The organism is Pseudomonas sp. NPDC089407 (assembly GCF_044900445.1).
In the GTDB taxonomy this organism is placed as follows: domain Bacteria; phylum Pseudomonadota; class Gammaproteobacteria; order Pseudomonadales; family Pseudomonadaceae; genus Aquipseudomonas.
Genome location: NZ_JBJDNB010000008.1, coordinates 149,366 through 172,631 on the forward strand (window position 1 = coordinate 149,366; position 23,266 = coordinate 172,631).

Annotated in this window: 21 protein-coding genes; 4 read left to right on the forward strand and 17 right to left on the reverse strand. The window is 58.3% G+C overall.

Annotated features, from left to right (window positions below; all coding sequences use genetic code 11):
- Positions 1-9: 9 nt before the first annotated feature.
- The 17 genes from atpD to rpmH all read right to left on the reverse strand — a co-directional run bounded on the left by atpD (position 10) and on the right by rpmH (position 15,828).
- Positions 10-1,386, reverse strand: a complete 1,377-nt coding sequence (gene atpD, locus ACI2KG_RS08905) for a F0F1 ATP synthase subunit beta (protein WP_009684662.1) — start codon at positions 1,384-1,386, stop codon at positions 10-12.
- A 27-nt stretch (positions 1,387-1,413) separates the two neighbouring features.
- A complete protein-coding gene (gene atpG, locus ACI2KG_RS08910; protein ID WP_400612977.1) occupies positions 1,414-2,274 on the reverse strand; it encodes a F0F1 ATP synthase subunit gamma in 861 nt (286 codons plus the stop codon).
- Between the two features lie 48 nt (positions 2,275-2,322).
- Positions 2,323-3,867: a F0F1 ATP synthase subunit alpha gene (gene atpA, locus ACI2KG_RS08915; RefSeq protein ID WP_404661624.1), complete on the reverse strand. Its 1,545-nt coding sequence runs from the start codon at positions 3,865-3,867 to the stop codon at positions 2,323-2,325.
- Positions 3,868-3,888: 21 nt separating this feature from the next.
- The gene (locus ACI2KG_RS08920) at positions 3,889-4,425 is read right to left on the reverse strand and encodes a F0F1 ATP synthase subunit delta (RefSeq protein ID WP_404661625.1); all 537 of its coding nucleotides are present in this window, start codon (positions 4,423-4,425) and stop codon (positions 3,889-3,891) included.
- Between the two features lie 12 nt (positions 4,426-4,437).
- On the reverse strand, positions 4,438-4,908 hold the full coding sequence (locus tag ACI2KG_RS08925) for a F0F1 ATP synthase subunit B (RefSeq protein ID WP_003260032.1): 471 nt from the start codon (positions 4,906-4,908) through the stop codon (positions 4,438-4,440).
- Positions 4,909-4,967: 59 nt separating this feature from the next.
- The gene (gene atpE / locus ACI2KG_RS08930) at positions 4,968-5,225 is read right to left on the reverse strand and encodes a F0F1 ATP synthase subunit C (protein WP_003097235.1); all 258 of its coding nucleotides are present in this window, start codon (positions 5,223-5,225) and stop codon (positions 4,968-4,970) included.
- Positions 5,226-5,369: 144 nt separating this feature from the next.
- Positions 5,370-6,239, reverse strand: a complete 870-nt coding sequence (gene atpB / locus ACI2KG_RS08935) for a F0F1 ATP synthase subunit A (RefSeq protein ID WP_003260030.1) — start codon at positions 6,237-6,239, stop codon at positions 5,370-5,372.
- Positions 6,240-6,255: 16 nt separating this feature from the next.
- Positions 6,256-6,663 carry a F0F1 ATP synthase subunit I gene (locus ACI2KG_RS08940; protein WP_201200285.1) on the reverse strand — a complete coding sequence of 136 codons (408 nt, stop codon included), beginning with the start codon at positions 6,661-6,663 and terminating at the stop codon, positions 6,256-6,258.
- A gap of 149 nt (positions 6,664-6,812) precedes the next feature.
- A complete protein-coding gene (locus ACI2KG_RS08945) occupies positions 6,813-7,685 on the reverse strand; it encodes a ParB/RepB/Spo0J family partition protein (protein ID WP_201200289.1) in 873 nt (290 codons plus the stop codon).
- A 9-nt stretch (positions 7,686-7,694) separates the two neighbouring features.
- Entirely contained in the window at positions 7,695-8,486 is a 792-nt protein-coding gene (locus ACI2KG_RS08950) for a ParA family protein (RefSeq protein ID WP_012274913.1), read from the reverse strand.
- A gap of 18 nt (positions 8,487-8,504) precedes the next feature.
- A complete protein-coding gene (gene rsmG / locus ACI2KG_RS08955; protein ID WP_404661626.1) occupies positions 8,505-9,155 on the reverse strand; it encodes a 16S rRNA (guanine(527)-N(7))-methyltransferase RsmG in 651 nt (216 codons plus the stop codon).
- Complete coding sequence (gene mnmG, locus ACI2KG_RS08960) at positions 9,152-11,044, reverse strand: tRNA uridine-5-carboxymethylaminomethyl(34) synthesis enzyme MnmG (RefSeq protein ID WP_404661627.1); 1,893 nt, start codon at positions 11,042-11,044, stop codon at positions 9,152-9,154. The genes rsmG and mnmG overlap by 4 nt, the downstream gene beginning before the upstream one ends.
- A gap of 849 nt (positions 11,045-11,893) precedes the next feature.
- On the reverse strand, positions 11,894-13,264 hold the full coding sequence (mnmE, locus tag ACI2KG_RS08965) for a tRNA uridine-5-carboxymethylaminomethyl(34) synthesis GTPase MnmE (RefSeq protein WP_404661628.1): 1,371 nt from the start codon (positions 13,262-13,264) through the stop codon (positions 11,894-11,896).
- An 88-nt stretch (positions 13,265-13,352) separates the two neighbouring features.
- Positions 13,353-15,035, reverse strand: a complete 1,683-nt coding sequence (gene yidC / locus ACI2KG_RS08970) for a membrane protein insertase YidC (RefSeq protein WP_404661629.1) — start codon at positions 15,033-15,035, stop codon at positions 13,353-13,355.
- Between the two features lie 2 nt (positions 15,036-15,037).
- Entirely contained in the window at positions 15,038-15,283 is a 246-nt protein-coding gene (yidD, locus tag ACI2KG_RS08975; RefSeq protein ID WP_075046823.1) for a membrane protein insertion efficiency factor YidD, read from the reverse strand.
- Positions 15,276-15,680 (reverse strand): ribonuclease P protein component, encoded by a 405-nt coding sequence (rnpA, locus tag ACI2KG_RS08980; RefSeq protein WP_016712775.1) that lies wholly within the window; start codon positions 15,678-15,680, stop codon positions 15,276-15,278. The genes yidD and rnpA overlap by 8 nt, the downstream gene beginning before the upstream one ends.
- Before the next feature lie 13 nt (positions 15,681-15,693).
- The gene (gene rpmH, locus ACI2KG_RS08985; RefSeq protein WP_003253163.1) at positions 15,694-15,828 is read right to left on the reverse strand and encodes a 50S ribosomal protein L34; all 135 of its coding nucleotides are present in this window, start codon (positions 15,826-15,828) and stop codon (positions 15,694-15,696) included.
- A gap of 595 nt (positions 15,829-16,423) precedes the next feature.
- Here rpmH and dnaA point away from each other — a divergent pair.
- From dnaA to gyrB, 4 genes are read left to right on the forward strand one after another with little or no spacing between them, the layout of a single operon-like run.
- Entirely contained in the window at positions 16,424-17,956 is a 1,533-nt protein-coding gene (dnaA, locus tag ACI2KG_RS08990; RefSeq protein WP_404661630.1) for a chromosomal replication initiator protein DnaA, read from the forward strand.
- A 40-nt stretch (positions 17,957-17,996) separates the two neighbouring features.
- Complete coding sequence (gene dnaN, locus ACI2KG_RS08995) at positions 17,997-19,100, forward strand: DNA polymerase III subunit beta (RefSeq protein ID WP_016712777.1); 1,104 nt, start codon at positions 17,997-17,999, stop codon at positions 19,098-19,100.
- 14 nt (positions 19,101-19,114) lie between these two features.
- Positions 19,115-20,218 carry a DNA replication/repair protein RecF gene (gene recF / locus ACI2KG_RS09000; protein WP_404661631.1) on the forward strand — a complete coding sequence of 368 codons (1,104 nt, stop codon included), beginning with the start codon at positions 19,115-19,117 and terminating at the stop codon, positions 20,216-20,218.
- A 4-nt stretch (positions 20,219-20,222) separates the two neighbouring features.
- Positions 20,223-22,643, forward strand: coding sequence for a DNA topoisomerase (ATP-hydrolyzing) subunit B (gene gyrB / locus ACI2KG_RS09005; protein WP_404661632.1), 2,421 nt, complete (start codon positions 20,223-20,225; stop codon positions 22,641-22,643).
- The last annotated feature ends 623 nt before the right edge of the window (positions 22,644-23,266 follow it).

The window sequence follows — 23,266 nt, forward strand, 5'->3', positions numbered from 1 at the left end:
GCGCCGGGATTACAGTTTCTTGGCTTTCTCGATCGCTTCGTCGATGCTGCCGACCATGTAGAACGCTTGTTCTGGCAGGTGGTCGTAGTCACCTTTGAGGATGCCGCTGAAGCCAGCGATGGTGTCTTTCAGGGAAACGTACTTGCCTGGCGAGCCGGTGAAGACTTCGGCCACGAAGAACGGCTGCGACAGGAAGCGCTGGATCTTACGAGCGCGGGCTACCAGTTGCTTGTCGCTCTCGGACAGTTCGTCCATACCCAGAATCGCAATGATGTCCTTCAGCTCTTTGTAGCGCTGCAGAACATACTGAACGCCACGAGCGGTCTCGTAGTGTTCGTTGCCGATCACGTTCGGGTCCAGCTGGCGCGAAGTCGAGTCCAGTGGGTCGACCGCCGGGTAGATACCCAGGGAGGCGATGTCACGGGACAGAACGACGGTGGCGTCCAAGTGGGCGAAGGTGGTCGCTGGCGACGGGTCGGTCAGGTCGTCCGCAGGTACGTATACGGCCTGGACGGAGGTGATCGAACCTTCCTTGGTGGAGGTGATGCGCTCTTGCAGAACGCCCATCTCTTCAGCCAGGGTCGGCTGGTAACCTACTGCCGAAGGCATACGGCCCAGCAGAGCGGATACTTCAGTACCGGCCAGGGTGTAACGATAGATGTTGTCGACGAACAGCAGAACGTCGTTACCTTCGTCACGGAACTTCTCAGCCATGGTCAGGCCGGTCAGCGCTACGCGCAGACGGTTTCCTGGTGGCTCGTTCATCTGACCGTAGACCAGCGCCACCTTGTCGAGAACGTTGGAGTCCTTCATCTCGTGGTAGAAGTCGTTACCCTCACGAGTACGCTCCCCCACACCAGCGAACACGGAGTAACCGCTGTGTTCCATGGCGATGTTACGGATCAGTTCCATCATGTTTACGGTCTTGCCGACACCGGCACCACCGAACAGACCAACCTTACCACCCTTGGCGAACGGGCAAACCAGGTCGATAACCTTGATGCCGGTTTCCAGCAGGTCGTTGCCGCCTGCCTGGTCAGCGAACGAAGGCGCTGGCTGGTGGATACCGCGACGCTCTTCTTCGCCGATCGGGCCGGCTTCGTCGATTGGGTTGCCCAGTACGTCCATGATACGGCCGAGAGTGGCCTTACCAACTGGAACGGAAATGGCAGCGCCAGTGTCGACGACATCCAGACCACGCTTCAGGCCTTCGGTCGAGCCCATCGCAATGGTACGAACCACGCCGTCGCCCAGCTGCTGCTGAACTTCCAGGGTGGTTTCCGCGCCTTGTACTTTCAGCGCGTTGTATACACTCGGCACGACGTCACGTGGGAATTCCACGTCGATGACGGCGCCGATGATTTGAACGATACGTCCGCTACTCATAGCTGGATCCTCTGAATATTTGAACCGTTAAACCGCGGCAGCGCCGCCGACGATTTCCGAGATCTCCTGGGTGATCGCAGCCTGACGCGCCTTGTTGTAGATCAACTGCAGCTCTTTGATCAAATCACCGGCGTTGTCTGTGGCGTTTTTCATGGCGATCATCCGGGCCGCTTGTTCAGCAGCGTTGTTCTCGACCACCGCCTGGTATACCTGCGACTCCACGTAACGCACCATCAAGCCGTCCAGCAGCTCTTTTGCGTCGGGTTCGTACAGGTAATCCCAGTGATGCTTGAGATCCTGATCCGGGGTTGCCACCAACGGTACCAACTGCTCGACCGTCGGTTGTTGGGTCATGGTGTTGATGAACTTGTTCGAAACCACGGAGAGGCGATCGATACGGCCGTCCAGGTAGGCGTCCAGCATCACTTTGACGGAGCCGATCAGATCATTGATCGATGGCTCTTCGCCCAGTTGGCTGATCGCGGCTACGACGTTGCCGCCAAAGATGCGGAAGAAAGTCGCACCCTTGCTACCAATCACGCACAGGTCGATTTCAACGCCCTGTTCGCGGTTTGCGTTCATGTCCTTGACCAGGGCCTTGAACAGGTTGGTGTTCAAGCCACCGCACAAACCACGGTCACTGCTCACCACAACATAACCGGCGCGCTTTACAGGGCGGTCGATCATGAACGGGTGGCGGTATTCCGGGTTGGCGTTGGCCAGATGACCGATCACCTGGCGGATACGCTCCGCGTAAGGACGGCTAGCAGCCATGCGCATTTGTGCCCTGCGCATTTTGCTGACCGCCACTTTCTCCATGGCGCTGGTAATTTTTTGCGTGCTTTTGATGCTCGCAATCTTACTGCGAATCTCTTTTGCGCCTGCCATGTATCACCTATCAGGTTAGCAAGCGGGGGCCAGGGCCCCCGCTGCGGCTTACCAGGTCTGGGTGGCCTTGAACTTCTCGATACCGGCTTTCAGGCCAGCGTCGATTTCGTCGTTGAAGTCACCCTTCACGTTGATCTTCGCCAGGAGTTCGGCGTGATCACGGTTGAAGTAGGCGATCAGCGCTTGCTCGAAGCTGCCGACCTTGGAGACTTCTACGTCAGTCAGGAAACCACGCTCAGCGGCGTACAGCGACAGGGCCATGTCCGCGATGGACATTGGCGCGTACTGCTTCTGCTTCATCAGCTCGGTTACGCGCTGACCATGCTCCAGCTGCTTGCGGGTCGCTTCGTCCAGATCGGAAGCGAACTGGGCGAATGCAGCCAGTTCACGGTACTGAGCCAGAGCGGTACGAATACCACCGGACAGCTTCTTGATGATCTTGGTCTGAGCGGCACCACCCACGCGCGATACCGAAACACCGGCGTTCACTGCAGGGCGGATGCCCGAGTTGAACATGGCCGATTCCAGGAAGATCTGACCGTCGGTGATGGAAAAAACGTTGGTCGGAACGAACGCGGAAACGTCGCCAGCCTGGGTTTCGATGATCGGCAGGGCGGTCAGGGAACCGGTCTTGCCAGTGACTGCACCGTTGGTGAACTTCTCGACGTACTCTTCCGAAACGCGCGATGCACGCTCCAGCAGACGGGAGTGGAGATAGAACACGTCACCTGGGTACGCTTCACGTCCTGGTGGACGGCGCAGCAGCAGGGAGATCTGACGGTAGGCAACGGCCTGCTTGGACAGGTCATCGTAAACGATCAGGGCGTCTTCACCGCGGTCACGGAAGAACTCGCCCATGGTGCAGCCGGCGTAAGGCGCCAGGAACTGCAGTGCGGCGGATTCCGAAGCACTGGCAACAACCACGATGGTGTTGGCCAGGGCGCCGTTTTCTTCCAGCTTGCGAACGATGTTGGCAACGGTGGAACGCTTCTGGCCGACAGCAACATAAACACAGAAAATACCGGAGTCTTTCTGGTTGATGATGGCGTCGATGGCCATGGCGGTCTTGCCGATCTGACGGTCACCGATGATCAGCTCGCGCTGGCCACGGCCGACAGGGATCATGGCGTCGACGGACTTGTAGCCAGTCTGTACAGGCTGGTCTACCGACTTACGCCAGATCACGCCTGGGGCTACTTTTTCGACTGCGTCAGTCTGGGTATTGCCCAGCGGACCTTTGCCGTCGATCGGGTTACCCAGTGCGTCAACGACGCGACCCAGCAGTTCCTTACCAACCGGAACTTCCAGGATGCGGCCGGTGCACTTGGCGCTCATGCCTTCGGCGAGGGTGTCATAGGCACCCAGGATCACTGCACCTACGGAGTCTTGCTCCAGGTTCAGGGCCATGCCGTAGACGCCGCCAGGGAACTCGATCATTTCGCCGTACATGACGTCGGCCAGACCGTGGATCCGCACGATACCGTCGGATACCGAAACAACGGTACCTTCGTTACGGGCTTGGGAGCTCACATCGAGGTTGTCGATGCGGCCCTTGATGATTTCACTAATTTCGGAAGGATTGAGTTGCTGCATTGCTCTGCTGCCCCTTCAAACTCAAGATTTCAATGCTTCGGCCAGTTTCGCGATTTTGCCGCGAACAGAGCCATCGATTACCAGGTCACCAGCGCGGATGACGACGCCACCAATCAGGCTGGCATCCTCCGACGCGTGCAGGCGAACTTCCTGGCCTAGCCGTGCACTGAGAACCTTGGCGAGTTTGTCTTGCTGTTCTTGGTTCAACGCGAAGGCACTGGTGACTTCCACGTCCACGGACTTCTCTTGCTCGGCCTTGTACAGGTCGAACAGATTGGCAATCTCCGGCAGAAGCAGGAGACGGTCGTTTTCCGCGGCAACATGAATGAAATTCTGTGCCTGTGCATTGAACTTGTCACCGCACACGTCAATGATCGTGGCGGCCTTTTCTGCTATCTTCAGTCGCGGGGCCTTGAGCAGGCGCTGCATGGTGTCGTCTTGCGACACCGCAGCAGCCAGGCCGAGCATGGCTGACCAATTGGCCAGTTGCTGATGGGCCTGGGCATGCTCAAAGGCAGCCTTAGCGTAAGGTCGGGCCAACGTGGTCAGTTCTGCCATGATCGCCCTCGCTTAAATTTCAGCGGCCAGTTTGTTAACCAGCTCCGCATGCGCGTTTTGATCGATTGTGGCGCCAAGGATCTTTTCAGCACCGCCAACGGCCAGGGCACCCACTTGGGCACGCAGGGCGTCTTTAGCGCTGTTCAGTTCCTGTTCGATCTCGGCCAGAGCCTGAGCCTTCACACGGTCAGCTTCGACGCGGGCCTGGTCACGGGCTTCCTCGACAAGCTGAGCAGCGCGTTTCTTGCTTTGCTCAATGATTTCGGCTGCCTGTGCTTTAGCTTCACGCAGTTGCTGACCCGCTTTCTCTTGGGCCAGCTCCAGGTCGCGAGCTGCGCGGTTGGCAGCGTCCAAGCCGTCGGCAATCTTCTTTTGACGCTCTTGCAGGGCAGTAATGACCGGAGGCCATACGTACTTCATGCAGAAGAGTACAAAAATCAGGAAGGCAACGGATTGGCCAATCAGGGTTGCATTAATGTTCACGCCAACACCTCGCTCGGTCTTTGGTTCATCACAGCTATCAACTCGTGGTTAACGAGTGATTAGCCGGCGATTTGACCAACGAACGGATTCGCGAAGGTGAAGAACAGAGCGATACCAACACCGATCATGGTTACGGCGTCGAGCAGACCGGCAACGATGAACATTTTAACCTGCAGCATTGGAACCATTTCTGGCTGGCGAGCAGCGCCTTCCAGGAATTTGCCGCCCAGCAGGCCGAAACCAATGGCGGTACCCAGAGCACCCAGGCCGATCAGCAGAGCAACAGCGATAGCGGTCAGACCAACTACAGTTTCCATCTTTCCTCCCGACTTTTACGTCGTATTGGTTAGGTTTTTAAGTTGAAGCGGTAAAACAAATCGTTTGGTACAGCATGCCCTTGCGGACTTTTTAAGCCCTCCCCCCAAACGGGCGGGGAAGGCTATCAGACACGCCAGGCGGTCTTAATGGTTATCTTCGTGGGCCATCGACAGGTAGACGATGGTCAGCATCATGAAGATGAAAGCTTGCAGGGTGATGATCAGGATGTGGAACACAGCCCACGCCCATTGCAGCACCACACCCAGGCCGCTCAGCCAGAGCAGGCCGGAGCCGAACATTACAGCGATCAGGATGAACACCAGCTCACCGGCGTACATGTTGCCGAACAGACGCAGTGCCAGCGAGATCGGCTTGGCGATCAGGGTGACGAATTCCAGCAGGAAGTTGACCGGAATCAGCAGGATCTGCACGAAGATGTTCTTGCTGCCGAACGGGTGCAGGGTCAGCTCACCGATGAAGCCGCCCAGGCCCTTGACCTTGATGCTGTAGAAGATGATCAGGGCGAACACGCAGAAGGCCATGGCCAAGGTCGCGTTCGGGTCGGTGGTCGACACGGCGCGGAATGGAATGTGCGGATCACCGGATATCAGGATGGCCAGCTGAGGAATCCAGTCGACCGGTACCAGGTCGACGGCGTTCATCAGGAATACCCAGACGAAAATGGTCAGCGCCAGCGGTGCAATGACCGGGCTACGGCCGTGGAAGGAGTCCTTCACGCTGCCGTTGACGAAGTCGACCATCACTTCCACGAAGTTCTGCAGACCGCCAGGCTGACCGGAAGTCGCCTTCTTGGCCGCCATGCGGAAGATGAACAGGAAGATCAGACCCAGCGCAACGGACCAGCCCAGGGTGTCCAGGTGGAACGCCCAGAAGCCCATTGCCTTGGCTTCTGCAGCCGAATGGGCGAAGCCCCAGCTGCCGTCTGGTAGTTGACCGTAGGTCAGGTTCTGCAAGTGGTGCTGGATATAGCCCGAAGCGGTTTCTGCTGCCATGGTTGCCTCAAACGCCCTAAGGTCTCGAAAGTCTTTTATTCATTAGCAGTGGCGCGAACCAGCTGACCATGAGGGTCAGCAGGAAGACGCCGAATACTGCTAACGGCGCCAATGGCTTCACTCCTGCGAAGGTCAGTGCAAACAACACTGCCGTCAAAATCATTTTGCCTGCCTCGCCAGCGTAGAACGACTTGACGATGGCCTGCGCTGCCCGGGCTCCGCTGAAGCGAAAAGCCTTCCAGGCGAAGTACAGATTGGGTAGCCAGGCAATCAAACCTCCGCAGAGACCTGAATATCCACTGACCGCCCCTTTCCACTGCCACAACACCAACGTTGCCAGCAGCGCTACAACAAACTGAGTCAGCAGTACCGGAAAAACCGCCCAGCGATGGAAAGGCAGGCGGTTTGGCGTGCGTATTTCCATCACAACTGCTCCTCGGAAGTCGACCAACAAGTCAGCTATGACTTGGCATAATTTGTGCCGACAAAATGCGCGCAGAGTATAGGGGTGGATTAACCCCTATTCAACTCTTCGGTAGTGATTTCCGACTGCGCGCTACAACAGGAATTGTTTCAGCGGATGTGAGCAAGCACGCCTTGCAACTCGTCAAGCGAGTTGTAGCGAATAACCAACTGGCCTTTGCCCTTGTTGCCATGACGGATCTGCACGGCAGAGCCCAGGCGCTCTGCGAGCCGCTGTTCAAGGCGTGCGATATCCGGATCAGGTTTGCTCGGTTCGACCGGATCAGGCTTGTCGCTGAGCCACTGACGGACCAGTGCCTCCGTTTGGCGCACAGTGAGGCCACGTGCGACAACATGACGCGCCCCCTCTTCCTGACGATCTTCGTCCAGGCCGAGCAATGCGCGGGCATGGCCCATTTCCAGATCGCCATGGGCGAGCATGGTCTTGATCGCCTCGGGCAGGGTAATCAGGCGCAGCAGGTTGGCCACGGTCACCCGCGACTTGCCCACGGCGTCAGCCACCTGTTGCTGGGTCAGCTCGAACTCTTGCTGCAGGCGCTGCAGGGCCAGGGCTTCTTCCAGCGGGTTGAGGTCTTCGCGCTGGATGTTCTCGATCAGCGCCATGGCAATGGCGGCTTCGTCGGCCACTTCGCGGACCATGGCCGGGATGGTATCCAGGCCGGCCTGCTGTGTGGCGCGCCAACGGCGCTCACCAGCGATGATCTCGTAGCGGTTATCGCCGATCGGGCGTACCACGATCGGTTGCATCACGCCATGAGTGCGAATCGAGTGCGCGAGCTCTTCCAGCGCCTGCGGGTCCATGTCCCGGCGTGGCTGGTACTTGCCACGCTGGATCAGCTCGACCGGCAGGTGTTGCAGTTCTTTCTGGTCGATCTTCACAGCCTGCTCTTCGAGCGCGCTGACGGAAGGACCACTGAGCAGTGCATCCAACCCACGTCCGAGACCCCGTTTCTTGACGGCCATACGGATTCCTTAAGTTGTTTGTGCAGTGCGTGATTGACGGCGTTGACGGCGAACCAGTTCCCCAGCCAGGGCCAGATAGGCCAGCGCGCCACGCGATTGCTTGTCGTAGGCCAAGGCCGGCATGCCGAAGCTTGGGGCCTCGGCCAGGCGAATGTTGCGCGGGATGACCGTGTCGTACAGCTGCGGGCCGAAGTGCTCCTTCAGCTGCGCCGAAACATCGTTGTTCAGGCTCAGGCGCGGGTCGTACATGGTCCGCAGCAGGCCTTCGATCTTCAGCTCCGGGTTCAACCGGGCAGCGATGCGCTTGATGTTATCCACAAGGTCACTGAGACCTTCCAGCGCGTAGTACTCGCACTGCATGGGGATAATCACGCCATCGGAAGCGACCAGGGCGTTCAGTGTCAGCATGGACAGCGAAGGCGGGCAGTCGATGAGGATGTAGTCGTAGTTCTCGCGGATGGGCGCCAGCGCGTTGCGCAGGCGGCTTTCCTTGACCTGCATTTCCAGCAGCACCACTTCGGCGGCGGTCAGGTCGCGGTTGGCCGGCAGCAGCTGGAAACCACCGTGCTCGGAGTAATGCATGGCCTGGGCCAGGTCGCATTCCCCGATCAGCAGGTCGTAGACCGAGTGCTCGAGCTCGTGTTTGTCCACACCGCTGCCCATGGTGGCGTTGCCCTGCGGATCGAGGTCGATCAGCAGCACACGACGCTTGGTCGCGGCCAGCGAGGCGGCGAGATTGATACAGGTGGTGGTCTTGCCTACACCACCTTTCTGGTTCGCGATTGCGAATACCTTAGCCATTGATGCGCGTGTTCCCAGTCATGCCTTGCGGCGCAGTATCAGCAGATGGCGCTGGCCCTGGCAACCCGGAACGGTCAGGGCCTGTTCGCTTTCCACTGTGAAGTCTGCGGGCAATGCTACCAGTTCATCGGCAGGATGCAGCCCCTTCATTGCAAGCCATTGCGTCCCGGTGTCGCCCAGGTGGCGGGTCCAGTTGGTGAAGTTCTCCATGCTGCTGAAGGCACGAGAGATTATTCCGTCGAACGGTTGCGCTGGCTGGAAGGCTTCGACCCGGCTGTGGATAACCGTCAGGTTGTCCAGCTTGAGCTCCATTTTCACCTGAGTCAGGAAACGCGTTTTCTTGCCATTGGCGTCCAGCACGGTAACGCGTTTGTGCGGATGCAGGATAGCCAACGGGATGCCAGGCATGCCACCGCCGCTGCCCACATCCAGCCAGTTGTCACGCTTGCTGTGGATAAACGACATGACGCTGAGACTGTCGAGCAAGTGCCGCGAAACCATCTCGTCCGGGTCACGCACAGCAGTCAGGTTGTAGGCTTTGTTCCATTTGATCAACAGGGCCAGATAACCAAGCAGCCTCTCGTGCTGATCGGCACTCAGCTCGACGCCTAGCTGGCGCGCGCCTGTGGACAACTCTTCAGCGTGTTGCGGGGTGACCAGGGAACTCAAGCGCTTTGCTCCAATTCGCGGCCAGCGCCGCGTTTTTTCAAGTGAATCAGCAACAGGGAAATCGCCGCCGGGGTCACGCCCGGGATGCGTGAAGCCTGGCCCAAGGTTTCCGGGCGGGTCTGGCCCAGCTTGCCCTGGATCTCCTTGGACAGGCCGGAAATCGTCGTGTAGTCGATATCCACAGGCAGGCGGGTATCTTCGCTGGCGCGCAGGCGGGCGATTTCATCCTGCTGGCGGTCGATGTAGCCGGCGTACTTGGTGCGGATTTCGACCTGCTCGGCAACCTGTGGGTCGACCGCTGCAGCGCCTGTCGCCTCGATCAGGCCGGCATAGTCGATTTCCGGGCGCGCCAGCAGGTTCAGCAGGCTGTACTCGTGGCTGAGTGGGGTGCCGAACTTATCCACAATGGCCTGGCCTTGCGCGGTGTTCGGCCGTACCCAGGTCGATTTCAGGCGCTGTTCTTCGCGCTCGATGCCGTCGCGCTTGGCGCAGAACGCGGCCCAGCGCTGGTCATCGATCAGGCCCAGTTCACGGCCCTTCTCGGTCAGGCGCAGGTCGGCGTTGTCTTCGCGCAGGATCAGGCGGTACTCGGCACGCGAGGTGAACATGCGGTACGGCTCCTGGGTACCCAGGGTGATCAGGTCATCCACCAGCACGCCGATGTAAGCCTCGTCGCGGCGCGGGCACCAGCTTTCACGGCCCTGCGCCCGCAGCGCGGCGTTGGTCCCCGCCAGCAGGCCTTGCGCACCGGCTTCTTCGTAACCGGTGGTGCCGTTGATCTGCCCGGCGAAGAACAGGCCGCCGATGACTTTGGTCTCGAGGCTGTATTTCAGGTCGCGCGGGTCGAAGTAGTCGTACTCGATCGCGTAGCCTGGGCGCACGATGTGTGCGTTTTCCATGCCGCGGATCGACCGCACCAGCTCCAGCTGCACGTCGAACGGCAACGAAGTGGAAATGCCGTTGGGGTATAGCTCATGGGTGGTCAGGCCTTCCGGCTCGATGAACACCTGGTGGCTGTCCTTGTCGGCGAAGCGGTGGATCTTGTCTTCGATCGAGGGGCAGTAGCGCGGGCCAACCCCTTCGATCACACCCGAGTACATGGGCGAGCGATCTAGGTTCGAGGCGATGATCTCGTGGGTGCGCGCGTTGGTGTGGGTAATCCAGCAGCTCACCTGGCGCGGGTGCATGTCGGCATTGCCCATGAACGACATCACCGGGATCGGCGTATCACCTGGTTGCTCGGTCATGACCGAGAAGTCTACCGAGCGGCCATCGATGCGTGGCGGGGTGCCGGTTTTCAGGCGGCCAACGCGCAGCGGCAGTTCACGCATGCGGTGGGCCAGCGCGATCGAAGGCGGGTCGCCGGCACGACCGCCGGAATGGTTTTGCAAACCAATGTGAATAAGCCCGCCGAGGAAGGTCCCGGTGGTCAGTACCACCGATTCGGCGAAGAAACGCAGGCCCATCTGGGTAACCACGCCCTTGACCTGGTCCTGCTCGACGATCAGGTCGTCGCAGGACTGCTGGAATATCCACAGGTTCGGCTGGTTTTCCAGGATTTCACGTACCACTGCCTTGTAAATGGCGCGGTCAGCCTGTGCACGGGTGGCGCGTACGGCCGGGCCCTTGCGGTTGTTCAAAACGCGGAACTGGATGCCGCTCTTGTCAGTGGCCAGCGCCATGGCGCCGCCGAGCGCATCGATCTCTTTCACCAGATGGCTTTTGCCAATACCGCCGATGGCGGGGTTGCAGCTCATGTGACCGAGGGTTTCCACGTTATGGGTCAGCAGCAGGGTTTTCACACCCATGCGTGCAGACGCAAGCGCAGCCTCGGTACCGGCATGGCCGCCGCCGATGACGATCACTTCAAAACGGGAAGGGAAATCCACCACGCACCTCGTGCCTGTTTTGCGAATAGAGAAGGTAAGCCGACAAGTATAGGGACTTCACCCCCCTTAAAGAAACCTTCTGAGCAAATTTTGACCAGTCTGTGGATGAGTGGCAAACAACAGAAATCAAAGAAGAGAAATTTATAAAAGCTTTGTTTTTATGTTTATTCTTATGCACAGACTTATCTGTGGATAAACCGTTACAGCCCATTAATTACGGCATGTACAGAGAAATTAAACCCTGTGATTGGAGTGCCATAAGGGGTATGGATAACGTGGTTTAGCCTGTGGATTAAATGGCTGTTTACCCACAGGGGGATTTTTCCTCAGAAAAAAAGCCTGCTTATCAACCGACCTGAAGGCGGGTTTTCCACAGGGCTCCTGAGAGCAGTTTTGTGTCTGTGTGCAAAAAAGTGCCTGCGATTTGCCCATCGGGGAGGCTGAGTGAGGGCTTCCAGGTGCATGTCTTGGGATTTAGGTTGATGCACAGATCGAGCGCCGCCCGCGCGGCGCTTCGCGGCACAAGGCCGCTCCCACATCTGTTTCGGGCCAGTTGTTCCTGTGCCAGGCGGGTCGCAGCCTTGGTGCATGGCTAAAGATGGATGAAGAGCAACTGCGTCCCCTTCGATATCAAATGGAACAAACAAGGCGGACAGCGGTGACCTTACAGGACTGATTGGCCCGAAACAGACAGTGGGAGCGGGCTTGCCCCGCGAAGCGCCGCGCGGGCGGCGCTCGATCTCAAAGGCGACAAAAATGTTGTGCCAAGCCCCCCTCAGCCAAGATGCTTTATCAGGCAAAAAAAAGCCGCTCCCGAAGGAGCGGCCCATGGCCTTGCCTGCCTGTGGATTACTTACCGATGCAGAAGCTGGAGAAAATCCGCCCCAGCAGATCATCCGAACTGAATGCCCCAGTGATCTCGCCCAACGCGTGCTGTGCCTGGCGCAGGTCTTCTGCCAACAGCTCTCCTGCGCCAGCCAAGGTCAGTTGTGCACGGCCGTGCTCCAAGTGCTCACCGGCCTGGCGCAACGCATCCAGGTGGCGCCGGCGGGCGCTGAAACCGCTCTCGGCAGTCTGTTCATAACCCATGCAGGCCTTCAGGTGGTCGCGTAGCAGCTGCAGGCCTGCGTCATTGCCCTTGGCACTGAGGGTGATGGTGACGTGGCCGTCATCGCATTGTTCCAGCGCTACCCGCTCGCCACTCAGGTCCGCCTTGTTACGGATGAGGGTAACCTTGGCCGGGTCTGGCCGCTGGTCGAGAAACTCTGGCCACAATGCAAACGGGTCGCTGGCCTCGGGCGCGGTGGAGTCGACCACCAGCAACACCCTGTCAGCCTCGCCAATGGCCTTCAACGCGCGTTCCACACCGATCTTTTCCACATGGTCATCGGTATCGCGCAAACCGGCCGTATCAACCACATGCAGCGGCATGCCGTCTATGTGGATATGTTCACGCAGGATATCCCGTGTGGTGCCGGCGATATCGGTAACGATGGCCGCTTCGCGTCCGGCGAGCTGGTTCAGCAGGCTGGATTTGCCAGCGTTCGGCCGGCCAGCGATGACCACGGTCATGCCGTCACGCAGCAAGGCACCCTGCCCGGCTTCACGCTGCACGGTGGATAACTCGCCACGCACCGCATCAAGCATCGACAGCACATGGCCATCAGCAAGGAAATCGATCTCCTCCTCGGGGAAGTCGATGGCTGCCTCGACGTAGATCCGCAGGGCAATCAACGCCTCGGTCAGGCTGTGCACACGCTTGGAGAACTCCCCCTGCAACGAGCGCAGCGCGTTGCGCGCAGCCTGGCTGGAGCTGGCCTCGATCAGGTCGGCGATGGCTTCTGCCTGGGCCAGGTCGAGCTTGTCGTTGAGGAATGCACGCTCGCTGAACTCGCCCGGGCGGGCCAGGCGGCAGCCCACTTGTACACAGCGCTGCAGCAGCATGTCGAGGACCACCGGGCCACCGTGCCCCTGCAGTTCAAGCACATCTTCACCGGTGAACGAATTCGGCCCGGGGAAGAACAACGCGATCCCCTCGTCCAGCACCAGCCCTTCCTCATCACGGAACGGGCCGTAGTGGGCGTGCCGCGGGGTAAGTGTACGACCGGTTATCAACTGGCCAGCCTTGGCAGCCAGAGGGCCGGACAGCCTGACAATACCCACACCACCGCGGCCCTGGGCAGTAGCGATGGCGGCGATGGTTTCACGCACAGTGTTCATGCTCGAAAGCCTCTACGACAAAAACGACAGATAGCAAAAACGCCCCACTAGGGGGCGTTTTTTATTCACAGGCTAGCGTACTAACCCGTCAAGCAGCAGCTTTTTTCGTTGCTGCTTCGATGCGACGGGTGATGTACCACTGCTGCGAAATCGACAGGCAGTTGTTCACAACCCAGTACAGCACCAGACCAGCCGGGAACCACAGGAAGAAGAAGGTGAAGATGATTGGCATCATTTTCATGACCTTGGCCTGCATCGGATCCGGCGGGGTCGGGTTCAGCCGCTGCTGGATGAACATGGTAGCGCCCATGATGATCGGCAGGATGAAGAACGGATCCTTGATCGACAGGTCGGTAATCCACAGCATCCATGGGGCCTGGCGCATTTCTACGCTTTCCAGCAGTACCCAGTACAGGGCCAGGAAGACCGGCATCTGCACCAGGATCGGCAAGCAGCCGCCCAACGGGTTGATCTTCTCTTTCTTGTACAGCTCCATCATCGCCTGGGACATCTTCTGGCGATCGTCACCGAAGCGTTCCTTCAGTGCGGCAAGCTTCGGCGCAACGGCACGCATGCGCGCCATGGAGCGGTAGCTGGCAGCCGACAGCGGGAAGAACAGGCCTTTGATCAGCATGGTCAGGACGATGATCGACCAGCCCCAGTTACCCAACAGGCTGTGGATATGTTGCAGCAGCCAGAAGATTGGCTGAGCGATGAACCACAGGAAGCCGTAGTCGACAGTCAGTTCCAGGCCTGGGGACAACTCTTTCAGCTTGGACTGGATCTTCGGACCGGCGTACAGCATGGCGCTGGTCTCAACCTTGCCACCCGCGGGTACGTTGAGCGCCGGGCCGGTGTAGCCGATGATGTAGTTGCCTTGGCTGTCCTTGCGGGTCTGAACAACGTTGTTGTCCGATTTAGCCGGAATCCAGGCGGTTACGAAGTAGTGCTGCAGCCAGGCAACCCAGCCGCCAGACACATTTTCTTTCAAACTACCTTTGTCGATGTCCTTCATCGAGACCTTTTTGTAAGGCTCGGAAGCTGTCCACAGGGCTGCGCCCAGGTAGGTCGCGGTGCCGGTGGCAGTACTCGACGACGGATCACCGCTGGCGTCACGCTTGAGCTGGGCAAACATGTTGCCGCTCCAGGCCTGACTGCTCTGGTTGTCGATCAGGTAGCTGACATTCAGGTCGTACTCACCGCGCTTGAAGCTGAAGCGCTTGATGTAGTTGACGCCGTTGTCGCTGAACTTCAGGTCGACCACCAGTTGTTGCTGGCCGTCAGCCAGCTGGTAGCTCTTCTGTTCGGCGGCATACAGTGGGCGACCGCTGGCGCGGGCGTCCGGGCCGTTGGCGCCGGTCAGGCCGCTTTGTGCCAGGTAGACACGCTCACCACCGTTGTCGAACAACTGGAATGGAATGTCCGGGTGGTCCTGACGGCGCGGGTACTGCGGCAGGTTCAGCTGGACGATGTCACCACCGACCGGATCGATAGCCAGTTCCAGGACGTCGGTCTTGACTCGGATCAGGTCCTTGCTGAGTGCGACCGGTGCCAGTTCGGCAGGGCTCGATTCGGCGTTGGCGCTCGGTACATCGGCGCTGGCACCGTTGTTACCGGCCGGCACGCCATCGGGCAAGCCCGGAGCAACAGTGCTGGCAGCAGTATTCTGAGTCGGCAGGGCAGCCTGGCCGTAGTCATCGTTCCACTTCAGGACCATGACGTAGGACACGACTGCCAGCGCGGCGATCAGGATCGTGCGTTTAATATCCATGATTACTCGGCTATCGAAGAAGTTCGGGAGGAAGGAGCGGGTGGAACGGGGTCGAAACCGCCGTCATTCCACGGATGACAACGCCCCAGGCGACGAACGGCCAGCCACCCACCACGCCAGAGGCCATGGTTTTCGATGGCTTCATATGCGTAACAGGAGCAGCTGGGGAAGAAACGACAGTGGCTGGCCATCAGAGGACTAATGGCGTAACGGTAAAACTGGATCGGAACGAGCGCCAGTTTACGCATCTTGGCTGTCTACCCCTGCCGAATTGGCGGTGACTGCTGGAGTTGGCCGGCTGCGCGCCAAGCGTTTCCAGAGCTTGCCAAAGTGTTGGTGCAATTCCGGGTTTTCTACCTCACCCAATCCCTTGCGCGCGACGATCACAATGTCCAACCCGGCAAGCATTTGCTGGTTCAGACGAAAGGAATCGCGCATCAAGCGCTTGAGGCGATTGCGTTGAACGGCGAGCTTGACGCTCTTCTTGCCGATCACCAAGCCGAGGCGTGGGTGATCAAGGCCGTTCTCGCGAGCAAGGATCAGCAGGTTTTTCCCTGGAACCTTGCCGGTTGGGGAGTCGAAGACCGCTTTGAAATGTCGGGGTGTAAGCAGTCGCTTTTCCCGACTGAAGTCCTGACTCACCACCTGTGCCGAAAAATCAAATGGCCAGACGCTTACGGCCTTTGGCACGACGACGCGACAGAACAGCGCGGCCGTTCTTGGTAGCCATACGGGCACGGAAACCGTGAGTGCGCGCGCGCTTGATGGTGCTTGGTTGGAAAGTACGTTTCATGGCGTGTTACCTGGTTTGTCGACGACGGGCCGGGATGGCCCCCTTTTTAAGAGACCGGCGATTCTAGAGAAAGCAAGCCCGTAGGTCAATTTCCAACCAGTCTTTCCCTATAGGGCACGTGATGGACGGTGCTTGTTGGTTCATCGCCAGAGGGTGCTTGATCGGACACACGAATCGGGGACAACATGAAAAAAAAGAAGAGACATATAAAAAGCTTTTCTGAAGAATCTATAAATCTTAAGTGGATAAGTTTCTGTGGATAACACGCTGCAGCCTAGGATTCATGCACTGTACAGAGTTTCATAAGGTTGTTCTGAACCCGTGCTGCGCTTGTTTTCTACGTGGTCGAAACCTGTGGATTAAAAAGCCACTTATCAACAGCTGAGTTATCAACAGGCTTGACCTCAGGGTTGTGCATAGCCCTCATGGGCGGTTATCCACAGAGCTTATGCACATGGCTGGCAAGCCGATTTGGTCGATAAATGGCTGTTTTGCCATGGTTCCTAACGTGTCCACATGTGGATAACTGAACGCTCGACCGGTACAATGGCGGTTTGTTTTTGCCTCATCCGGCTTTCAAACTCAGGGGATATCCGTGTCAGTGGAACTTTGGCAGCAGTGCGTGGAGCTTCTGCGCGATGAACTGCCTGCCCAGCAATTCAACACCTGGATCCGTCCGCTACAGGTCGAAGCCGAAGGCGACGAGTTGCGCGTCTATGCGCCTAACCGTTTCGTTCTCGATTGGGTCAATGAAAAGTACCTGGGCCGCTTGCTCGAGCTGTTGGGTGAGAACGGCAGCGGCATTGCACCTGCCCTTTCCTTATTAATAGGTAGCCGCCGCAGTTCGGCGCCACGGGCTGCGCCCAACGCGCCAGTCAGTGCCGCCGTGGCGGCTTCGCTGGCGCAGAGCCAGCCCAAGGCCGCTCCGCCGGCAGCGGCGGCCGAACCGGTTGCCGTGGCTGCAGCCGAACCTGTGCTGGTGGTCGATCAACTCGCCGAGCCGTCTTCACGTGACAGCTTCGATGCCATGGCCGAGCCTGCTGCTGCACCCGCTGCCAGTGGCCGGGCCGAGCAGCGCACCGTGCAGGTTGAAGGCGCGCTCAAGCACACCAGCTACCTGAACCGTACCTTCACCTTCGACACCTTCGTCGAAGGTAAGTCGAACCAGCTGGCACGCGCAGCTGCCTGGCAGGTGGCGGACAACCCCAAGCATGGTTACAACCCGCTGTTCCTTTATGGCGGCGTAGGCCTGGGTAAAACCCACCTTATGCATGCTGTGGGTAACCATTTGCTGAAGAAGAACCCGAACGCCAAGGTGGTGTACCTGCATTCGGAGCGCTTCGTCGCCGACATGGTCAAGGCGTTGCAGCTCAATGCCATCAACGAATTCAAGCGCTTCTACCGCTCGGTGGACGCGCTGCTGATCGACGATATCCAGTTCTTCGCCCGTAAAGAGCGCTCGCAGGAAGAGTTTTTCCACACCTTCAACGCCCTGCTTGAGGGTGGCCAGCAGGTAATTCTGACCTCTGACCGCTATCCCAAGGAGATCGAAGGCCTGGAAGAGCGTCTGAAGTCGCGCTTTGGCTGGGGCCTGACGGTGGCCGTGGAGCCGCCAGAGCTGGAAACCCGCGTAGCGATCCTGATGAAGAAGGCCGACCAGGCCAAGGTCGAGCTGCCGCATGACGCAGCCTTCTTCATTGCCCAGCGTATCCGCTCCAACGTACGTGAGCTGGAAGGTGCACTGAAGCGGGTGATTGCCCACTCGCACTTCATGGGCCGCGACATCACCATCGAGCTGATCCGTGAGTCGCTGAAAGACCTGCTGGCGCTGCAAGACAAACTGGTCAGTGTGGATAACATCCAGCGTACCGTCGCCGAGTACTACAAGATCAAGATCTCCGATCTGTTGTCCAAGCGCCGTTCGCGCTCTGTGGCGCGTCCGCGCCAGGTGGCCATGGCCCTGTCCAAGGAGCTGACCAACCACAGTCTGCCGGAAATCGGCGACATGTTCGGTGGTCGCGACCATACGACCGTGCTGCACGCCTGCCGCAAGATCAACGAACTGAAGGAATCCGACGCGGACATCCGCGAGGACTACAAGAACCTGCTGCGGACGCTGACGACCTGATGGCCGTTTGCGCAGCTAATTGAAGGCAAGGGACTAGACCATGCATTTCACCATTCAACGCGAAGCCCTGTTGAAACCCCTGCAACTGGTCGCCGGTGTCGTCGAGCGCCGTCAGACCTTGCCGGTCCTGTCCAACGTATTGCTGGTCGTACAAGGCCAGCAACTGTCGTTGACCGGTACCGACCTGGAAGTCGAACTGGTAGGCCGCGTGCAACTGGAAGAGCCGGCTGAGCCTGGCGAGATCACTGTACCGGCGCGCAAGCTGATGGACATCTGCAAAAGCCTGCCGAACGACGCCCTGATCGATATCAAGGTCGATGAGCAGAAGTTGTTGGTCAAGGCCGGTCGCAGCCGCTTCACCCTGTCGACCCTGCCAGCAAACGACTTCCCGACCGTGGAAGAAGGCCCGGGCTCGCTGACCTGCAACCTGGAGCAGAGCAAGCTGCGCCGCCTGATCGAGCGTACCAGCTTCGCCATGGCTCAGCAGGACGTGCGTTACTACCTCAACGGCATGCTGCTTGAGGTTTCCCGCAACACCCTGCGTGCAGTATCGACTGATGGCCACCGGCTGGCGCTGTGCTCCATGACTGCGCCGATCGAGCAGGATGATCGCCACCAGGTCATCGTGCCTCGTAAAGGTATCCTGGAACTGGCGCGCCTTCTGACCGACCCGGAAGGTATGGTTAGCATTGTCCTGGGCCAGCATCATATCCGTGCGACCACCGGTGAGTTCACGTTCACCTCCAAGTTGGTGGACGGCAAGTTCCCTGATTACGAGCGCGTATTGCCTAAAGGCGGCGACAAATTGGTGGTCGGTGACCGTCAGGCCCTGCGTGAAGCCTTCAGCCGTACCGCAATTCTCTCCAATGAGAAGTACCGTGGTATTCGCCTGCAACTGGCTGCCGGCCAGTTGAAGATCCAGGCCAACAACCCCGAGCAGGAAGAGGCGGAAGAAGAAATCAGCGTGGACTACGAAGGTAGCTCGCTGGAAATCGGCTTCAACGTCAGCTACCTGCTGGACGTGCTGGGCGTGATGACTACAGAGCAAGTTCGTCTGATCCTGTCTGATTCCAACAGCAGCGCCCTGCTGCAGGAAGCTGGCAACGACGATTCTTCCTACGTTGTCATGCCGATGCGTCTGTAACCGTAGCAGGCGACATGTCCCTTCGACGTATCATGGTCACCGCGGTGCGCAACCTGCACCCGGTGACTCTCTTACCTTCCCCCCGCATCAACATCCTTTACGGCGCCAATGGCAGCGGCAAGACCAGCGTGCTCGAAGCTGTGCATTTGCTTGGGCTGGCGCGGTCTTTCCGTAGCACCCGCTTGAACCCGGTTATCCAGTACGAACAGCCTGCCTGTACCGTGTTTGGTGAAGTGCAGTTGACCGAGGGTGGCACAAGTAACCTGGGTGTTTCTCGCGAGCGCCAGGGGGAATTCACTATCCGCATCGACGGGCAGAATGCGCGCAGCGCTGCCCAGTTGGCAGAGTTGTTGCCGCTTCAGCTCATCAACCCTGACAGTTTCCGGCTGTTGGAAGGTGCCCCAAAAATACGCCGCCAGTTCCTGGATTGGGGGGTGTTCCACGTGGAACCTCGCTTTCTGCCTGCTTGGCAACGGCTGCAGAAGGCACTGCGGCAGCGGAACTCATGGTTGCGGCATGGTACACTTGACCCAGCTTCGCAAGCCGCTTGGGACCGGGAATTGTGCCTGGCCAGCGCGGAAATAGATGAATACCGTCGCAACTACATCAAGGCCTTGAAGCCCGTCTTCGAGCGAACCCTGAGCGAACTGGTCGAGCTGGACGGGTTGACCCTGAGCTACTACCGAGGCTGGGACAAGGATCGGGAACTGCAAGAAGTACTCGCCTCCTCTCTTCTTCGCGATCAGCAGATGGGCCATACCCAGGCCGGTCCGCAGCGCGCTGATCTGCGTCTTCGTCTGGCTGCCAACAATGCAGCCGACATTCTGTCGCGTGGTCAGCAAAAGCTGGTGGTATGCGCATTGCGCATTGCCCAAGGCCACCTCGTTAGCCAGGCTCGCCGCGGTCACTGTATTTATCTCGTGGATGACTTGCCGTCCGAACTGGACGATCAGCATCGCCGCGCACTGTGCCGCTTGCTTGAAGAATTACGCTGCCAGGTGTTCATCACCTGTGTAGATCACGAATTACTGAGGGAAGGCTGGCAGACGGAAACGCCAGTTGCTTTGTTCCACGTGGAACAAGGCCGTATCACCCAGACCCACGACCATCGGGAGTGAAGGCATGAGCGAAAATCAAACGTACGACTCCTCCAGCATCAAGGTGCTGAAAGGTTTGGATGCCGTACGCAAGCGTCCCGGCATGTACATTGGCGACACCGATGATGGTAGCGGCCTGCACCACATGGTCTTCGAAGTGGTCGACAACTCGATCGACGAAGCCCTCGCCGGTCACTGCGATGACATCACCGTCATCATCCACCCGGACGAATCCATCAGCGTGCGCGACAACGGTCGCGGCATTCCGGTCGACGTGCATAAAGAAGAAGGCGTTTCCGCAGCCGAGGTCATCATGACCGTACTGCACGCCGGCGGTAAGTTCGACGACAACTCCTACAAGGTCTCCGGCGGTCTGCACGGCGTAGGTGTATCGGTTGTTAACGCCCTGTCCGAGAAGCTTGTGCTGACCGTTCGCCGCAGCGGCAAGATTTGGGAACAGACCTACGTTCACGGTGTTCCACAAGCGCCGATGGCGGTTGTCGGTGACAGCGAAACGACCGGGACTCACATCCATTTCAAGCCGTCGGCTGAAACTTTCAAGAACATTCACTTCAGCTGGGACATCCTGGCCAAGCGTATCCGTGAGTTGTCGTTCCTCAACTCTGGCGTTGGCATTCTGCTGAAGGATGAGCGCAGCGGTAAGGAAGAGTTCTTCAAGTATGAAGGCGGCCTGCGTGCGTTCGTCGAGTACCTGAACACCAACAAGACCCCGGTCAACTCCCAGGTGTTCCACTTCAACGTCCAGCGTGACGATGGCGTGGGTGTTGAAGTCGCCCTGCAATGGAACGACAGCTTCAACGAAAACCTGCTGTGCTTCACCAACAACATTCCCCAGCGTGACGGTGGTACTCACCTGGTGGGCTTCCGTTCTTCGTTGACCCGTAGCCTGAACAGCTACATCGAGCAGGAAGGCCTGGCCAAGAAGAACAAGGTGGCAACCACTGGCGATGACGCCCGTGAAGGCCTGACCGCGATCATCTCGGTGAAGGTACCGGACCCTAAGTTCAGCTCGCAGACCAAGGACAAGCTGGTCTCCTCGGAAGTGAAAACCGCCGTGGAACAGGAGATGAACAAGTACTTCTCCGACTTCCTGCTGGAAAACCCGAACGAAGCCAAGGCCGTCGTTGGCAAGATGATCGACGCTGCCCGTGCGCGTGAAGCGGCCCGTAAAGCCCGTGAGATGACTCGCCGCAAAGGTGCGCTGGATATCGCGGGCCTGCCGGGCAAACTGGCGGACTGCCAGGAAAAGGACCCTGCCCTTTCCGAACTGTACCTGGTGGAGGGTGACTCCGCAGGTGGTTCGGCCAAGCAAGGCCGTAACCGTCGTACCCAGGCGATCTTGCCGCTGAAGGGTAAAATCCTCAACGTCGAGAAAGCGCGCTTCGACAAAATGATTTCGTCCCAGGAAGTGGGCACGCTGATCACGGCGCTGGGCTGTGGTATTGGCCGCGAAGAGTACAACATCGACAAGCTGCGCTATCACAACATCATCATCATGACCGATGCTGACGTTGACGGTTCGCACATCCGTACCCTGCTGCTGACCTTCTTCTTCCGTCAGCTGCCGGAGTTGGTCGAGCGTGGCTACATCTACATTGCCCAGCCACCGCTGTACAAGGTGAAGAAAGGCAAGCAGGAGCAGTACATCAAGGACGACGAGGCCATGGAAGAGTACATGACCCAGTCGGCCCTGGAAGATGCCAGCCTGCACCTGGACGAGTCGGCGCCAGCAGTTTCTGGCGTGCAGCTGGAGGCTCTGGTCAATGAGTTCCGCAGCGTGATGAAGACGCTCAAGCGTCTGTCTCGCCTGTACCCGGAAGAGTTGACCGAGCACTTCATCTACCTGCCTGAAGTTACGCTGGATCAGTTGGGCGACCATGCTGTCATGCAGTCGTGGCTGAGCAGTTTCCAGGAGCGTTTGAACAACAGCCAGAAGTCTGGCCTGGTGTACAAGGCAAGCCTGCGCGAAGACAAGGAACGCAACGTTTGGCTGCCGGAAGTGGAAGTGACTTCCCACGGTCTGGCCAGCTACGTCACCTTCAACCGCGACTTCTTCGGCAGCAACGACTACCGCACAGTGGTCAACATCGGCTCCAAGCTGTCCAGCTTGCTGGGTGAAGGTGCCTACGTTCAACGTGGGGAACGCCGCAAGGCGATTGTCGAATTCAAGGAAGGCCTGGACTGGCTGATGAACGAGACCACCAAGCGTCACACTATCCAGCGATACAAAGGGCTGGGTGAGATGAACCCTGATCAGCTGTGGGAAACCACCATGGACCCAACCGTCCGCCGTATGCTCAAGGTCACCATCGAAGACGCGATCGCAGCCGACCAGATCTTCAACACTCTGATGGGTGATGCAGTCGAACCGCGCCGTGACTTTATTGAAAGCAACGCGCTGTCGGTTTCGAACCTGGACTTCTGATCACGTGTAGGTTCACAGAAAAGCTGCACGCTTTCACAAATAGATGACCGGCCGGGCTTCAACCATGGCCCCTGTCGGTCACCATCAAGCCCGCCTTCGCGGGCTTTTTTTTGCCTGGAATTCCTGCCGGGGCGCCCTACTCCGCTCATTGGAAAATGATGCAGATGGGGGGATTTGAGGAAGTGATTTGATGGGGCGCTGGAAGTGCTGAGAGGGTCGGCGGGCGGATCTGAGCAGCAGAGAGATTGAGAGGACTTTAAAACTAATATTTGAACACCTTAATAGTTAATTAAGCGTACGTGTTAAGTATTAATTTGAACAATTTAGTATGGAAATGGAATTTGGTGGAAGTTGCCATTTTGGATTTTTTGTAGATTTCGAAGGGATGTTGGAATAAGATCTATGACCAACTTTTCCGCTTTGCACTGAAGATTTTCAGCCAAATCAGCTGTTTGAAGCGAGAGCTTCAGACCTGATCCAAATTGCTCCAGCGATCACGAAGTGGCCGTTTAGAAATAAAGAGAGCAAGCCGATTGCTTTAGATTCTGATCAGTCATGAGAGTCATGACCAATGAGAGAAAAGGAGACCTGAAAATGTAGAAAAACGCGATCAATCCCGAGAG

Excerpts from the sequence above, each read along its gene's own strand:
- atpD (WP_009684662.1), bottom strand. The coding sequence starts at position 1,386 with ATGAGTAGCGGACGTATCGTTCAAATCATCGGCGCCGTCATCGACGTG.
- atpG (WP_400612977.1), bottom strand. The coding sequence starts at position 2,274 with ATGGCAGGCGCAAAAGAGATTCGCAGTAAGATTGCGAGCATCAAAAGC.
- atpA (WP_404661624.1), bottom strand. The coding sequence starts at position 3,867 with ATGCAGCAACTCAATCCTTCCGAAATTAGTGAAATCATCAAGGGCCGC.
- ACI2KG_RS08920 (WP_404661625.1), bottom strand. The coding sequence starts at position 4,425 with ATGGCAGAACTGACCACGTTGGCCCGACCTTACGCTAAGGCTGCCTTT.
- atpE (WP_003097235.1), bottom strand. The coding sequence starts at position 5,225 with ATGGAAACTGTAGTTGGTCTGACCGCTATCGCTGTTGCTCTGCTGATC.
- atpB (WP_003260030.1), bottom strand. The coding sequence starts at position 6,239 with ATGGCAGCAGAAACCGCTTCGGGCTATATCCAGCACCACTTGCAGAAC.
- ACI2KG_RS08940 (WP_201200285.1), bottom strand. The coding sequence starts at position 6,663 with ATGGAAATACGCACGCCAAACCGCCTGCCTTTCCATCGCTGGGCGGTT.
- ACI2KG_RS08945 (WP_201200289.1), bottom strand. The coding sequence starts at position 7,685 with ATGGCCGTCAAGAAACGGGGTCTCGGACGTGGGTTGGATGCACTGCTC.
- ACI2KG_RS08950 (WP_012274913.1), bottom strand. The coding sequence starts at position 8,486 with ATGGCTAAGGTATTCGCAATCGCGAACCAGAAAGGTGGTGTAGGCAAG.
- mnmE (WP_404661628.1), bottom strand. The coding sequence starts at position 13,264 with ATGAACACTGTGCGTGAAACCATCGCCGCCATCGCTACTGCCCAGGGC.
- yidC (WP_404661629.1), bottom strand. The coding sequence starts at position 15,035 with ATGGATATTAAACGCACGATCCTGATCGCCGCGCTGGCAGTCGTGTCC.
- yidD (WP_075046823.1), bottom strand. The coding sequence starts at position 15,283 with ATGCGTAAACTGGCGCTCGTTCCGATCCAGTTTTACCGTTACGCCATT.
- rpmH (WP_003253163.1), bottom strand. The coding sequence starts at position 15,828 with ATGAAACGTACTTTCCAACCAAGCACCATCAAGCGCGCGCGCACTCAC.
- dnaN (WP_016712777.1), top strand. The coding sequence starts at position 17,997 with ATGCATTTCACCATTCAACGCGAAGCCCTGTTGAAACCCCTGCAACTG.
- recF (WP_404661631.1), top strand. The coding sequence starts at position 19,115 with ATGTCCCTTCGACGTATCATGGTCACCGCGGTGCGCAACCTGCACCCG.
- gyrB (WP_404661632.1), top strand. The coding sequence starts at position 20,223 with ATGAGCGAAAATCAAACGTACGACTCCTCCAGCATCAAGGTGCTGAAA.